Source organism: Sphingobacterium sp. NPDC055431 (assembly GCF_053644255.1).
Window position 1 is genome coordinate 16049 of sequence record NZ_JBSHLH010000019.1, and the last position, 15660, is coordinate 31708.

Annotated in this window: 7 protein-coding genes; 4 read left to right on the forward strand and 3 right to left on the reverse strand. The window is 41.1% G+C overall.

Annotated features, from left to right (window positions below):
• Window positions 1-8: 8 nt before the first annotated feature.
• Window positions 9-1502 carry a glycerol kinase GlpK gene (glpK, locus tag ACWIB3_RS15275; RefSeq protein WP_454292031.1) on the reverse strand — a complete coding sequence of 498 codons (1494 nt, stop codon included), beginning with the start codon at window positions 1500-1502 and terminating at the stop codon, window positions 9-11.
• A 25-nt stretch (window positions 1503-1527) separates the two neighbouring features.
• Window positions 1528-3096 carry a glycerol-3-phosphate dehydrogenase/oxidase gene (locus ACWIB3_RS15280; protein WP_454292032.1) on the reverse strand — a complete coding sequence of 523 codons (1569 nt, stop codon included), beginning with the start codon at window positions 3094-3096 and terminating at the stop codon, window positions 1528-1530.
• A 513-nt stretch (window positions 3097-3609) separates the two neighbouring features.
• Here ACWIB3_RS15280 and ACWIB3_RS15285 point away from each other — a divergent pair.
• The 4 genes from ACWIB3_RS15285 to ACWIB3_RS15300 all read left to right on the forward strand — a co-directional run bounded on the left by ACWIB3_RS15285 (window position 3610) and on the right by ACWIB3_RS15300 (window position 11848).
• A complete protein-coding gene (locus tag ACWIB3_RS15285) occupies window positions 3610-4878 on the forward strand; it encodes a Gfo/Idh/MocA family oxidoreductase (protein WP_185212612.1) in 1269 nt (422 codons plus the stop codon).
• A gap of 11 nt (window positions 4879-4889) precedes the next feature.
• Window positions 4890-8288, forward strand: coding sequence for a family 16 glycoside hydrolase (locus ACWIB3_RS15290; RefSeq protein WP_454292033.1), 3399 nt, complete (start codon window positions 4890-4892; stop codon window positions 8286-8288).
• Window positions 8289-8439: 151 nt separating this feature from the next.
• A complete protein-coding gene (locus ACWIB3_RS15295) occupies window positions 8440-10770 on the forward strand; it encodes a prolyl oligopeptidase family serine peptidase (RefSeq protein WP_454292034.1) in 2331 nt (776 codons plus the stop codon).
• An 892-nt stretch (window positions 10771-11662) separates the two neighbouring features.
• Complete coding sequence (locus ACWIB3_RS15300) at window positions 11663-11848, forward strand: hypothetical protein (protein WP_185216852.1); 186 nt, start codon at window positions 11663-11665, stop codon at window positions 11846-11848.
• 221 nt (window positions 11849-12069) lie between these two features.
• On the opposite strand, the gene smc is transcribed toward ACWIB3_RS15300, so the two are convergent.
• Window positions 12070-15615, reverse strand: a complete 3546-nt coding sequence (gene smc, locus ACWIB3_RS15305) for a chromosome segregation protein SMC (protein ID WP_454292035.1) — start codon at window positions 15613-15615, stop codon at window positions 12070-12072.
• Window positions 15616-15660: the final 45 nt, after the last annotated feature.

Below are 15660 nucleotides of genomic sequence, written 5' to 3' on the forward strand. Positions count from 1 at the left end.
TAGTGGTATTATGCGTTATCCGACCAATAGATCACAGCGTTTACCGCGCGTTTCCATTGTTCAAGATTCTTGTCCAGCTTTACGGACTTATTGTTTTCAATGCGTTTATCTTCTTGCCAAAGCTCTTGGAGTTCCGATAGATCCTTCCAGAATCCAACAGCCAGACCCGCTAGAAATGCGGCTCCCATAGCAGTAGTTTCTGTGATCTTAGGTTTTACAACCGTAGATTTTAATATATCAGCCTGGAACTGTAAAAGGAATTGGTTTTGAGTCGCACCGCCATCCACGCGCAATTCTTTGATCTTGGTCTTAGAATCCGCTTCCATGGCTTTCAGGATATCATGGGTTTGGTAAGCGATACTTTCGATGGCTGCCCTAGCAATATGGGCATCAGTTGTTCCTCTTGAGATTCCAAAGATTGTTCCTCTGGCGTTTGGGTTCCAATGTGGAGCACCCAATCCCGCAAAAGCAGGGACTAAATAAACCCCATCAGTGGTATCAACACTGGTTGCCAAGGCTTCTATATCGCTTGATTTTTTGATGATCTTTAACTCATCCCGTAGCCATTGTACAACAGCTCCGCCAATAAAAATACTTCCTTCCAAAGCGTAGACTACCTCTTTTCCGATTTTCCAGCCAATGGTAGTTACCAATTTATTTTCCGATTTGACAGGTTTGTTGCCAATATTCATCAACAAGAAACATCCGGTCCCATAGGTATTCTTGGCCATTCCCTTTTTCAGGCACATCTGCCCAAAAAGAGCCGCTTGTTGATCACCGGCGATACCGGCAATCGGAATAGGTCGGCTGCCCAATTCGGTGGATGTTTCACCATATACCTCAGAAGAGCTCTTTACTTCAGGCAACAGGGACTCCGGAATGTCAAACAATTCCAATAGTTCCTTATCCCATTCTAGATCATTGATATTGTAAAGCATGGTTCGTGATGCGTTGGTCACATCCGTAACATGTTTTTCACCATTTGTCAAGTTCCAGATCAACCACGAGTCAATGGTTCCAAAAGCAAGTTCCTTGCGTTCAGCCAGCTTTCTTGCACCTTTCACATTGTCCAGGATCCATTTGATCTTTGTTGCAGAGAAGTAAGAATCGATCAGGAGACCAGTTTTCTCCTGAACCATGTCCAAGTGACCGTCTTTGATCAGCTTGGCACAATAGTCAGCAGTTCTGCGATCTTGCCATACGATTGCATTATAGATAGGTTCGCCAGTTCTACGGTTCCATACCACGGTCGTCTCCCTTTGGTTGGTAATACCGATACCTTTGATGGATTCCAACTTGGTCTTGGATTTCGCCAAGGCTTCCGTGAATACAGCCATCTGGCTAGACCAGATTTCCTGCGGATCATGCTCCACCCATCCCGATTTGGGATAGATCTGTTGAAATTCCTTTTGGGCTATGTTGACGATATCCCCCTTTTTGTTAAATAAAATTGCTCTCGAGCTTGTCGTTCCTTGATCTAATGCAACAATATATTCTTTCATTCTCTACGGTTTATATAGTCTTGAATTATAGTGTGTAGCGTTTCGCTAGTTCAATGTATTGCTTAACTTCATCTTGTGCCCAACCTTCAGGTTTTCCCAGTTCCTTGGCCATGATCTCGGCCACTTTAGGAGCGGCTTTCATCGACGCCTCGGCATTTAACAGTAGGAGGCGACAACGTCTGGCAAGGAAATCTTCAACCTTACGGACCATCTCGTAACGGCAAGCCCAAACCACTTCAGCGGCGTTGTATTCATAGCCATCCACCAGCAGGTCGCGTAAGGATTCATCCTCTTGGATCAGTTGCTGTATCGCTTGATAATCCTTACCATAAAGGTTCCAATGCGCATGATAGACATCTGGGGTTGAACCATGGATTGCTAAGTTTTTGGTCCTACATGGTACATCTTTCAATTTCCCGATCTCAATGGCCATATTGACGGTATCTTCTGCCATTTTACGGTAGGTTGTCCATTTACCTCCCGTAATCGTGATCAAGTCAGATTCCGAGTGGATAAGCTTATGGTCCCTTGAAATTTCCTTTGTGCTTTCATCATCGTCTTTTGGAGCGGCCAAAGGCCTTAATCCGGCATAAATAGCTAGGATATCTTCACGCTTTGGCGCTGGATTCAAATAACTGTCTGCGGTTTCCAAAATAAAATTGATTTCATCTTCCATTGGTCTTGGTTCGATCATATGATCCTTGATAGGGATATCGGTTGTGCCGAGCAGGACTTTCCCATGCCAAGGCACACCAAAGAGGACACGTCCATCACTAGTCTCGGGAATCATCAATGCATCGATCCCATCGAGGAACTTCTGGTCAATCACGATATGCGAACCTTGACTTGGACGAACCAAGTTTTTATGCTTAGGGGAGTCCATCTTCAGGATATCGTCCACAAATACACCGGTAGCATTGATAACCGTCTTAGCCTGAATGCGATATGATTCGTTTGTTTCAGTGTCTCTTACGGTAATTCCATTGACTTTTCCTTGCTCATTCTTGTGGATCTCCATTGCTTCCATATAGTTCAGAACCGTCGCGCCATGTTCAAATGCCGTCTGACCCAAGTTCACGGCAAGTCTGGCATCGTCGAATTGACCATCATAGTACAAAATCCCACCTTTCAAGCTTTTTGTCTTGATGTGAGGGAGTTTCTGAACCACCTCATCTTTGGAGAGGCCTTCCGAATTTCCGATGCGTAGGCTGCCTGCAAGCCAATCATAGAGCTTCAGGCCAATTAAGTATTTTAATTTGCTAAAAGTCGAATAGACAGGGATAACAAAGGATTGTACGGATGAAACGTGTGGGGCATTCTTAAATATCAGGCCTCTTTCTCTCAAGGCACCCATCACTAATTTGATATCACCATTTGCCAAGTAACGGACACCACCATGTACCAATTTGGTACTCTTACTGGAGGTTCCTTTGGCAAAGTCATATTTTTCGATCAATAGGACTTTAAAACCTCTACTGGCAGCATCTACTGCTGTCCCTAAGCCGGTAGCACCGCCTCCGATGACTACCATGTCCCAAATGGTTGATTCTTTTAGTTTATTGAGTTGATCTGATCTGTTGATTCCAGCGAGCATGTAATTGTGTTTTATGCTAAATGTAAGAATTTTTAAGAAGAAAATTAAATCCATGCTGAGGACTTTACATAAAATTAACGCCTTTAATAATCCATAAAAAAAGGCGTATCTCCTTCTTTTTTAAAGGAATTTTATTCTTATTTTTGATGTTAAGCCAATATAAATAAATCTTGAATTTTATAAAAACAATGATTTATTTATCTTAAATTACCTTTAATAATGTTTTATAATAAGAGCCGCATCTACCGCTACGATACTTAGTAATAATTCATTTACGCAAACGATTGACTAAATCCTACTGACCAAAAATAAAAGTATATGACTTAAATTAATAAAGTTATGACTGAATGTGATAACCGAAAACTGAAAAGTTTTCCTACACTTGTGAAACTAAATCTATTTATACAATTTTTATGATACAATAATCTTCTTTTTTGCTGAATCAATTTCCGAGGGTGGGAGCTGTTCGTAGCAAGGAAAGAGTTTGTTATATCCAGTTGAATCATAAATTTTATGAAAGAAAACAATAATACTTCTAGGCGCGATTTTATCAAGAAATCGTTGATTGGGGCAGCAGCATTTACTATTGTGCCTCGTTTTGTACTTGGAAAAGGCTATTTAGCACCCAGCGATCACTTGACAAAAGGGGTAATCGGTGTCGGCTCCATGGGCCGTGGACACTTTGAATACGCCGGTACCAAGACAGTCGCTATCTGTGACGTCGATACCCGCCACTTAGCAATAGCACAAAAAGCATTGGGGGGAGGTGTCAAGGAACACCATGACTTCCGTGATTTGATCTCAAATCCTGAAGTAGATATTGTCCACATCGCTACGCCACCACACTGGCACGGATTGATGGCGGTCGAGGCTGCCCGCTCCGGAAAAGATATCTGGTGTGAAAAGCCAATGACCAGAACCATCGGTGAAGGTAAAAGAGTGAAAGAAGCTGTCAAACAGCATGGTAATATTTTCCGTTTAAATACATGGTTCCGTTTCGATGCCAATTTCTATGGCATGAATGTACCGGTTAAGAAAATCAAGAAATTGGTTGATACAGGTATGCTGGGATGGCCATTGAAAGTGACCATCAGCAAGCATACAGGATTTGACTGGAAATTCTACTGGGTAGGAAAAACCAACCTACCGGTGGAGCAGGTTCCAAAAGAATTAGACTATGATATGTGGTTAGGTCCAGCACCATACAAACCATACAGCACCCACCGTACCCATTTGACCTTTAGAGGTTATTGGGATTATGATGGGGGTGGCCTTGGTGATATGGGTCAACATTACATGGACCCAGTTCAATATTTCTTAGGAAAGGACAATGAATCACCAGTTAAGATTGAAGTTGATGCACCACAACAGCATTCAGATGCGGTAGGAACTTGGAGAAAGATTACCTATACCTACGCAGATGGTTGCCAAATTATCTTGGACGGTGAAGGCACGGAAGAAGGAAAAGCGTACATAGAAGGGCCTAATGGAAAACTATATAGAGGATTTGTTTCGGATATTCCAGACTTGGAGCGCAAGCTGGCTCAATATCCAGATCCAGCCCCTCAAGTTACCGACTTCGTAGAGGCAGTTCGTACGCGTCAGAAATTTGCACTGAATGAAGAGAATGGTTATTACTCCTGTACCTTGATCAACTTAGGGCTTGCAGCGCTTAGATTGAACAGGACTTTACATTATGATTCCGCGAAACAGGAATTTGTCAATGATGAAGCAGCTAACAGATTAATTCACCAGCCGATGAGAGGCCCTTGGTCTTTCTAAATCTACGAAACATGAAAAAAGTATTTAACACCATAGCCGCATTATTATTTTTACAAGTTGCCGCTTATGCACAGCAACCAACGGGACGCACCACTGCGACCAAGATTGCCGATGTATTAGCCCAACAGCCTGCAGAAGAACAAGCAAAGTTCCTGATGGCAATGAAAGAACTGGAAGGATTTACTTCCGAGGATGTTTCAGCGCTATTGCTAGGATTGAAACCTCAAGGAGGAAATAATGCGCCAATAGAATATGCAACTAATTCATATGCGTTTTTTGTGATGCAACCCAACATGGAAGGCCAACGTGCAACCTATGTAAAGGGCTTATTAGAAGCATTGGATAAACTAACTGACAAAAACAACAAGGGATACGTATTCGAACTGCTTAAATTCTGTGCTAAAAACGATGCTATTGAAAAGGTAGCTCCGTACTTGGCAGATGAAGACTTAGCGGAAAAAGCCGCTCGCGTTTTGAATGCTATCCATACTCCTGAAGCTGCTACCGCATTAAATGCTGCTTTAAACAGCTCAGCGACTGAAAAAACAGCTACTGCTATTGTAACGGCTCTTGGTGAGCTGGAATCTACCGAAGCGGAAGCGAAAATCATCGAACTGATCGGAAAATATACCTCAGATAATTTTCAAGTTGCAGGTTTAACGGCATTGAGTAAAATTGCTGGTCCTAATTCCGCAGAGATTTTCTTAAAAAAAGCAGAAGAAAAAAGCTATCAGTACGATAAGACCAATGCGGCAAGTCTAGCGGTAGACTATGCAGAAGGGTTAGCTAAAAAAGACAAGGATGCGGAAGCAACCAGATTTGCTACCACCTTATACAAAAATGCTACGGCATTCAAAGCGCCAACAATCCAAGCCGGAGCTATTTCGGTATTGACTGCAATCAACCCAGCCAAGCAGAAGAAACAATTGATCAAATTGGCTTCTAATGAAGATAAACTTCTTCGCAATGTAGCCCTAGGCCTATTGGCTGATGAGGCGAAAGCGAGCGACTTGGTAAAACTAGCTGGTTCATTGAGAAAGTTTGATGGCGATGCCCAAGAGAGCTTATTGAACTTCTTGGCCACCGAAGATGCAACGGGTTCAGTTAAGGCTATTGAAAAAAGCTTTCCTGCATTGAAGGATGAAGAAGCAAAAATCGCAGCTTTAAATGCGCTTTCTGTATTGACCAAAGGAGCAAATTCAGACTTCTTGATCAAACAGATACCAAATGCCTCTGAAAAGGAATTGGCCGTTATCAAAACATTACTTTTATCCTCAAAAGATAAAGGAACAATGGATGTTGTGAATGGAGCTTTAGCCAATGCTGATGCAAAAACCCAAGTGGCTTTATTGGATGTCCTATCACATAGAACGAATCCTTCATCATCTGCTGCGGTATTGCCTTTAACAGCTTCAACGGATGCTGCAGTGAAATTGGCCGCTTTTAAAGCTTTGTCCAATACCGTAAATCCGGATAACCTTGAGGCAGTCATCCAATTAATGGACAATGCTTCCGGAGAGGAATTAAAATACGCACAGCAAGCAGCCATCGATGCAATCAATGCCAGCCCAGATAAGGATGCTAAAATCCAACGTCTGGCAGCTAATATATCACGTTCAGCGGCTCCTTCCGCAGCTAAATATTTCCCAATATTCGCAGGTGTAGGTGGTGCAGATGCCTTAAAAGCAGTTGAAAACTATGTAGGGAGCAATGGACCGTTAAAAGCTGAATCTATCCAAGCCTTGGCAAACTGGTCAAACTCGGAATCTCTTCCTGTTTTGATCCGTCTTTCCAAAACGGAAAAGGATCCAGCGCTATTCAATACCATTTTCAATGGCTTGATCAAGCAATTGAATGCAAGTACTGTCAATCCAGAACAGAAAACCTTATTGTTAAAAGATGCTTTTGAACTGGCGCAAGACGTAAAGCAAAAGAGAGCTGCGTTGTCAAACCTTCAGTCTACTGGTACTTACCAAGCCTTGATGTTTGCTGCACAGTACATGAATGACAAAGATCTAGGTGGATCAGCAACCAACGTAGCCATGAATATCGCTATGGACCATAAGGACTATATTGGAGCTGATGTTCGCAAGATCTTAAATGATGCTGCAACTAGACTTTCAGGAAGCGAAAGTTCTTACTTGAAAGAAGCTATCGTCCGTCATCTAGCAGAAATGCCAAGTGGTGAAGGCTTTGTTTCCATGTTCAATGGTAAAGATTTGACTGGATGGCAAGGATTGGTGGAAAATCCAATCAAACGTGCCAACATGTCGAAAGCTGAATTAGCGAAGAAACAAGCGGAAGCTGACAAAAAGATGCGTGAAAGCTGGACTGCGCAAGATGGTGATCTTGTATTCAGCGGACATGGTGACAATATCGCTACAATCAAGAAATATGGCGATTTTGAAATGTTGGTGGATTGGAAATTAGATCCTAATGGTAAAGAACCAGATGCTGGTATTTACCTGAGAGGAACTCCACAGGTTCAGATTTGGGATATCTCTCGTACCGAGGTAGGTGCTCAAGTAGGTTCTGGTGGTCTTTATAACAATGCTAAAAATGCCAAAGACCCTATAAAAGTTGCAGATAATGCTTTAGGCGAATGGAATACCTTCAAGATCAAAATGGTAGGTGAAGATGTATCCGTTTGGTTAAATGGCGAATTGGTTGTTGATAATGTTCCATTGGAAAACTATTGGGACCGTAATCAATCTATCTTCCCAACGGAACAGATCGAACTGCAAGCTCATGGATCCAGAGTATGGTACCGTGATATCTTTATCAAGGAAATTCCTCGTAAGGAAGTCTCTACTTTGAGCAGTCAAGAGAAACAAGAAGGTTTTGAATTGCTGTTTGATGGTACTAACCTTGATAAATGGACGAGTACTTCAGCTTATGAGATCACTCCTGAAGGCTATATCCGTTCAAATCCAGATGCAAAATTTGGAAAGAACCTTTATACCAAAGATCAATACGGCGATTTCGTATATAGATTTGAGTTTAAATTGACGCCAGGAGCAAACAACGGTGTAGGAATCCGTACACCATTAGAAGGCGATGCTGCCTATCAAGGTATGGAAATCCAAATCTTAGATGATGGAGCTGACGTGTACAAAGATCTTAAACCTTATCAATACCATGGTTCGGTCTATGGAATTATTGCTGCTAAACGTGGTGCCTTAAACCCAGTTGGTGAATGGAATACGGAAGAGATCCGTATCCAAGGCGATAAGATCAAGATTTCCGTTAATGGAAAAGTTATTGTAGATGGAGATCTGAAACAGGCGACCAAAAATGGTCCAGCTGATGGTAAGAGTCACCCAGGTCTAAGCAATAGCACTGGCCATATCGGTTTCTTAGGTCATGGTACCGAAGTTTTCCTTCGTAATATCAGAGTGAAAAAATTGTAAATAGATTTTAATAGAATGAAAGAGGGACTGTCCATTTAGGATAGTCCCTTTTTTTATCCCGAGTTTTTTATCGTAAAATAAAGCTGACAGTTCCGCATATTCCTCCCGAATCTCGTATACTTGCCATAGTAAAAACAACAATCAATTATTCATGCATAAGATTAACCTCATCATCTCTTGTTTGGTCCTTGGAGCTGTTTCTAGCAGCTTTGCCCAGCTATCACCTTTAACGGTCGAAAAGATCATGCGAGATCCTAAATGGATGGGTACTTCACCCTCAAATTATCGTTGGTCTGACAACAGTAGATTCCTTTATTTTGATTGGAATCCAGAAGGCAAGGATAAAGCCCAAGTTTATCGCTTGGATATTGCCTCCAAGAAATATGTGTTAAGTTCGGATAGCATTGCCAATCTGGATGAAGCTCCACAATATATTTTTAATAAGGACAAGAGCATTGCCGTATTCGAAAGGGAAGGAGATCTTTATGTTAAGAACAAGGATCAGGTCAAGCGTCTTACCGAAACTGTAGAAAGGGAAAACCCGTTATCCTTTTTGTTGAACGATGAACTGGTATTCCAGAGGAATGAAAATGTATTTACCCTAGACCTGAACAATAATACAGTTCGTCAATTGACAAACTTTCAACGCGGTGCTGCTCCAAAATCCGACCAAAAGCTGTCCGATCAGGATGAATGGCTGAAAAAAGACCAAGAACAGCTGTTTGAAGTCTTTAAGGAAGAGGATCGATTAAAGGATAAACGGAAAAAGAAGGAGAACAAAAAAGTATTATATCTTGGTGACGCTTTTTTGGGCGGTTTGTCGGTTAGTCCCGATGGGCAATATATCACTTACCGTTTGATCTATCCTGCCAAAGGAAATAGAAATACCATTGTTCCCGATTTCATCACCCGTTCTGGTTATGTGGAAGACCTCAATATGCGTACTAAAGTGGGAAATGAACTTACACAGTTTAAGGCCTACGTGTATAAAGTGAAACAAGATACTGCTTTGGAGGTTAAGGCAACCAATATTCCGGGAATCAAAGATCTACCGGCTTATTTATCTGACTATCCAGAACGTCTTGCAGAGCTCCAAAAAGCAAATAAGGATCGTCAAATCACTTGGGGTGTAGCTTCTTGGTCGCCTAATGCTAAATATGCAGTAATCACGGCAAAAGCTCAGGACAACAAGGATTTTTGGATCTTGAAGGTAAACCCGGAAGATGCAAGTGTGGCCCAATTGGATAGACAGCATGATGATGCCTGGATATCTGGACCTGGAATAGGAAGAGATGTCAAATGGTTGAATGACAATACCTTTTATTTCAATAGTGAAGCCTCTGGATACTCGCATCTGTACAGCTACGATTTAAATAGCAACAGTAAAAAGCAATTGACCGAAGGAAACTGGGAAGTACAATCCGTGCAGTTGTCAAAAGATGGAAAGAACTTCTATATCTCAGGAAATAAAGAGCATCCAGGCATTACCCATTTTTATAGCTTACCTGTTCAAGGAGGCAATTTATCACAGATCACCTCGATGAAGGGTGGTAATGAAGTCACGCTTTCACCGGATGAAAAATATTTGGCGATCAGCCATTCTACCATGAACAAACCTTGGGAACTGTACTTACAGAATAACAAAGCCCAAGCGAATGCCAGTCAGATTACCAAATCGACCTCTGCAGAATTTGATAGCTATGCTTGGCGAGAGCCTGATATGGTTAAATTCCAAAACCGCTATGGCGATGATGTATATGCTCGTGTTTATCCAGCCAAGAATCCGCACCCCAATAAGCCGGCGGTAGTATTTGTACATGGAGCAGGTTATCTGCAGAATGTACACTATTGGTGGAGCCAATATTTCAGGGAATATATGTTCAATAACATGTTAGCCGACAATGGCTATACCGTTATTGATATTGATTATACGGCGAGCTCCGGTTATGGACGTAATCACCGTACAGGCATTTACAGACATATGGGAGGGAAGGATCTTACCGATCAGGTTGATGGTGTAAAGTATTTGGTAGACCATTACGGAGTTAACCCTGCTAATGTAGGCCTATATGGAGGCTCCTACGGAGGTTTCATTACCTTAATGGGCCTTTTTACCGAACCGGAGGTATTTAAGTCTGGTGCGGCGCTAAGGTCGGTTACAGATTGGGCACATTATAACCATGGCTATACCGCCAATATATTGAATACACCGGTAGAGGATCCGATTGCTTTCAAAAGAAGTTCCCCAATTTATTTTGCCGATAAATTAAAAGGCAATCTGTTGATGTTGCATGGTATGGTGGATGTCAATGTACAATTCCAGGATATCGTAAGGCTTAACCAGCGTTTGATTGAGTTAGGAAAAGAAAATTGGGATTTAGCGGTTTATCCAGTCGAAGACCATGGATTCGTACAACCAAGCAGTTGGACCGATGAATACAAAAGGATATTTAAGTTGTTTGAAAATACCTTGAAGAAATAAAAAGCAGAGTCTTCTTCTAGAATATTTTGCCAGATTCCTGTAGTTTGAACCAGGATGGAATGGATGAGAGGATGGACCAAGATCATGGTATAATCGTGCATTATTCAACGATATTTACCCCAATTACTTTAGGGGCCTATTGAATACGTCCACCTCAATATTTTGTTTGCATTGGAGTACAGGTCCTCAATCTTCGATTGAGAATGACAAGGGGATGATGGGGGAGAACCGTACAGATTCTTCACTCATCGTTCAGAATCAAAATGTTCTGGAGGGAGATTCAGAGTGCAGCGAAGAATCTATTTTTAATTTTATTGTGAAGGGTTTTTCATTTCGAAATCGTAAGATGAGAAACCTATTTCAAGTGAAGTATGGATAGTTCCGAGACCCTTCGGCGGTGCCCTCAGGGTGACATAGAAAAGGTATAGAAAAATATTTCACCCACGCTGTGGGTTGGCCATTTCCAAAAATCTAATTTCTACAAAGATGCTACCCCCGCTGGTTTTTTTACAAACACTTATCCTTCCGAAGGAAGCCCTTTAGCCCCGGCTCATTTCCAATGGCGGAAAAATGGAAAGGATGCCGGTGCCCTGTGGGATGGGAATGGCCTTGGATGCTATCAAGAAATTCTCCCATCGAAGGGGAGAATTTAGAAGAACAGCATCCTCGACATCCAGGCATTCTTTTCATGTGCGGATGATTGTGCGAAAAGCCATCTTAAATGAGCCGAAGGTTTTTGGTTACTGTTGGGCTCCAAAAGTAACGAAGAATCAAAATTTTGTTTTTTTCTTAATTTAATGACATTGCCCATTGGGGGTTATTCAGCTGTTTACCATTTCTTCAAATTTTCTTCTTATCTTCAGGGAGTTACTAACCAATTAACCAATTTGTTATGAATTATAATCGACTTCTGTTGCTGATTATATCATTAACGGCAGCGGCGACCATGTTCTACTTCTTGTTTGGGCCCAACAAGGACAATAAATCACTTGGCTATTTTGCTTTGGTCATATTGATAGGCACCAATGCTATCTACTTCTTGTTTTCCAAGGATTGGATCAATCGTAAACCTAGGTAATTCCTACCTTATTCGAGACATATTCCGAATTTTGGCCAAATGTTCAATATTTTAAGAAAGGTATTCCCGAAGCATTCCCGAAGATGCCTCGAACATGGGTAAAAGGAAAGGGCTAATTAAAAATGCCTGCTCTGGAACTTGATTAAAAAAATAACGGATAAAAAAATCCCCCTAAGTTTCTTTTCTTAGGGGGATTCCATATTTATTTTGGTATTAATCTTTTAAGCGACGTCTCTTAAATCTACCGCTACAACTCTTGATACACCTTGTTCCACCATAGTTACACCGTAGATAATATCGGTGCTGGCAATCGTACGTTTATTATGGGAAACCACAATAAATTGGGATTGGTTGGAGAACTCGCGGATGATGTTATTGAACTTATCAATATTGGTGTCATCCAATGGAGCATCGACCTCATCGAAAATACAGAACGGTGCCGGTTTCAATAAATATAAAGAGAACAATAGGGCAGTGGAAGTCAATGTTTTCTCACCACCTGAAAGCTGGTTGATGGACAAAGGACGTTTCCCTTTAGGACGTGCTACAATATCGATATCGGATTCCAAAGGATTGTTTGGGTCACTTAATACGATATCACAGGAGTCTTCCTCGTTGAACAGGGATCGGAATACCTTGATGAAGTTCTCACGAACGGTGGTAAAGGCGTACATGAATTTATCATTGGCAGACTGATCAATCTCTTGGATCGTGCTCAATAAGGAAGCTTTGGCTTCCATTAGATCTGTTTTTTCCTTTTGTATAAAACCATGGCGTTCATCCATTTCATCGTAGGCTTCCTTGGCCATTGGATTGATGCTTCCATAGTCATCCAATTGCTTTTTAAGCTTTCTGCAGGAAGTCTCTAGATCGGCCATAGCCAATCTTTCCTCTGGGATTTCCGCTTCCAATAAATCTTGTAACTCGATATTGAATTCAACTGAAAGCCTTTCCTTCAGCGCATTCAAGTCAATCTGTAATGTTGTTTTCTTATCCTTCAACTCAGATATCAAAGCGTCAGATATATCCTTGGATTTACGAAGTTGATTGATTTCATCTTCTAGATCGTTGATTACCTTTCTGGATTTAAAGAAATTTTCTTCAACTTCTTGCAAACCTTTTTCAAGCAATTCCTTTTGTTCGTACATTGAGCCCAGGTCTGTATCGTTGTTGTCTACAAAACTCAAGGCTTCTTTCAGGTCGTTTTTGACTGTTTCAAATTCTATGCTGAACTTCTCGATTCTATCTTCTAGGTTCTCACGTTGTGTTTCCCTGTATTCTACATCCCTTTGCAGGGTATTCACTTTGTTCTGCTGTTGGTGGAACTTAATGTTTTCCTGGTTATAGACAGTTGATTTCTCGTTCAGGATCTCGTTCAGTTCATGGTAGGAGTCCTCCAGACGGCTTAATACCGTTTGGTTTTCGGTTGCCGTTTCTTTGAATGTAGCCAATTCAGGCTCAGATTTCTCTAATTGAGCGATGATATTGGCAACCTTGGTCTCAATATCCTGTTTTCTGTTCTGGCTGCTATTGATGAAAGTTTGATATTGCTCCTGTTTTGTCTTTACGGTAGTCAGCTCATTGTTCAGACGGTTCAATTGTATTCGCTGTTCATCGATGAATTCCTTTTGGGAACTGCCTTTCAATCCGACCAATTGACCATTCAATGCCTCTTGGGTTTCTTGTATGATATCAATCTGTTCGTTCAAATCTTTGATTTCCTTTTCCAGGATTTCTAAATTCTTGGCTCTTCCGATACGTTTGCCTTCAAATAAACCTACCGAGCCACCAGAGATTCCCAATTTGTTTTTAGCGTATTTTCCCTCTTTTTGAAGAAGGACTATGTTATCAGCTGGTAGGTTGGCATCGATGTCAATTTCAGCTTCCGAGTCAATTAAATACACATCTTGTAAAAGGATATTACAAAGGTTTCGGTATTTTTCGTCAACCTTAATAATGTCCATGGCCGGTATAAGAGCCTTATTGTTTTCTTTAGCGATGTTGTTTGGTTTTTGTTCGTTAATTGCTTCTAAAACAAAGAAGTTGGCTCTTCCTCTTGAAGAATCACTTAACAGTTTTATGGCCTGTACAGCATCCTCTTTGGTCTCTACCACATAATGGTTCATGATAGGCTCCAAGAAATTTTCGACTGCCACGCGGTAATCTTCCTTACAGAATAGGATATCAGAAAACAAGGGAGGGTTTTTCTTCCAGCCAGCATGTTTTCTTAGGAACTTAATGGACTCTGGAAAACCTTCCAGGTTATCCACCAATGATTTGGTCAAATTATATTCGTTCTGTTTGGAATCTACAGACCGCGCTTTTCTACTCAGGTCATCTGCTGATTCTTTGAGCTTGGTTTCGCATTGGCCAATCTGCCTTTGGATTTCCTCTTCCGTGCGTAAGGCCTCATCAAATTGATCTTGTTGGATCCCTACACGTTCTTCTAATTCGGCAACTGCATGATTGAACTGTTGAAGTTCCAGTTCTTTTGATTCAGAATCATGACTGGTTCGCAAGGATTCTTGTTCCAAAGCTTCCTTTTGTATGCCTAAAACTGCCAATTCCTTTTCCAAAGCATAGATTTGGCTCTGTAGAGCCTGGCTATTTTTGGAGAATTCGTCCAGCTTCGTTTTTGCTGAGGATTGTTGTGCTCGCAGTTCTTCAACCTCGATTTTATTAGTATCTAGGTCCTGCTTTAAGACATCTAAGCTGTTCTGTTCTTCAAAAAGCTCCTCGTTCAGTCGCTTTATTTGATATTGCACATGGTTCAATTGCTGTTTATCGTTCTGCAGGTCATTGTTAAGACGGGTTTCCTTTTCCTGCAGATGTTGCAATTGCGCATTTTTGATCTTTTTCTCAGATTCATAAGACCTGATCTTATTGATATATTCCTGGGTAGCCTTTTGTTGGGTAGACAGGTTCTGTTCTTTGGCAAGGATATCCGTTTTGGATTCTTGCAAGGTTTTTTCCTTGCTTTCCATTTTGGAAAGCACATTTCTCAGTTTTTCCTGTTGCTCGGCTTCCTGATTGGTAATCCTTTCAAGATCTGTTTGAAAACCCTCAAGTTTATAGTAAGCTAAACCAATGCTTGCTTCCTTATATTCATCCTTGAGTTTGAAGTATTTCTCCGCCTTTTTTGCTTGGTTTTCGAGCGATTTTAAGTTCTTGTTGATTTCAAACAAAAGGTCATCAACCCTAGAAAGATCGGATTCGGTATCTTTTAGTTTCGATAGGGTCTGTTTTTTGCGGACTTTGTATTTAGATATCCCTGAAGCTTCCTCAAAGAGGTTTCTTCTGGAATTGTCTTTATTGGCGATGATTTCATCGATCATCTTTAATTCAATGATCGAATAGGTATCAGAACCAATTCCCGTATCCAGGAAAAGATCCGTAATATCCTTTAATCTACATTTTACATCGTTAAGTCTATATTCACTTTCACCGGTTCGGAACAGTTTTCTTGTGATTGTAACAGTTGCAAACTCGGTAGGTAATATGTTTTTGGTATTATCAAAGGTCAATGAAACTTCAGCCAGATTAGCAGCTTTACGGTTTTTGGTGCCGTTAAAGATGATATTCTCCATTTTGTCTGAGCGCAGGTTCTTGGTGCTCTGTTCACCTAGTACCCAGCGCATTGCATCAACAACATTAGACTTGCCACAACCATTAGGTCCAACAATGGCTGTTACCCCTTCATTGAAGTTGATTGTTACTTTGTCACCAAAACTTTTAAACCCTCTAATCTCTAATTTTGTTAATTGCATTAGCTCTTATAAGTAAAAAATGTGTGCGAAATTAAGGAATTTCAA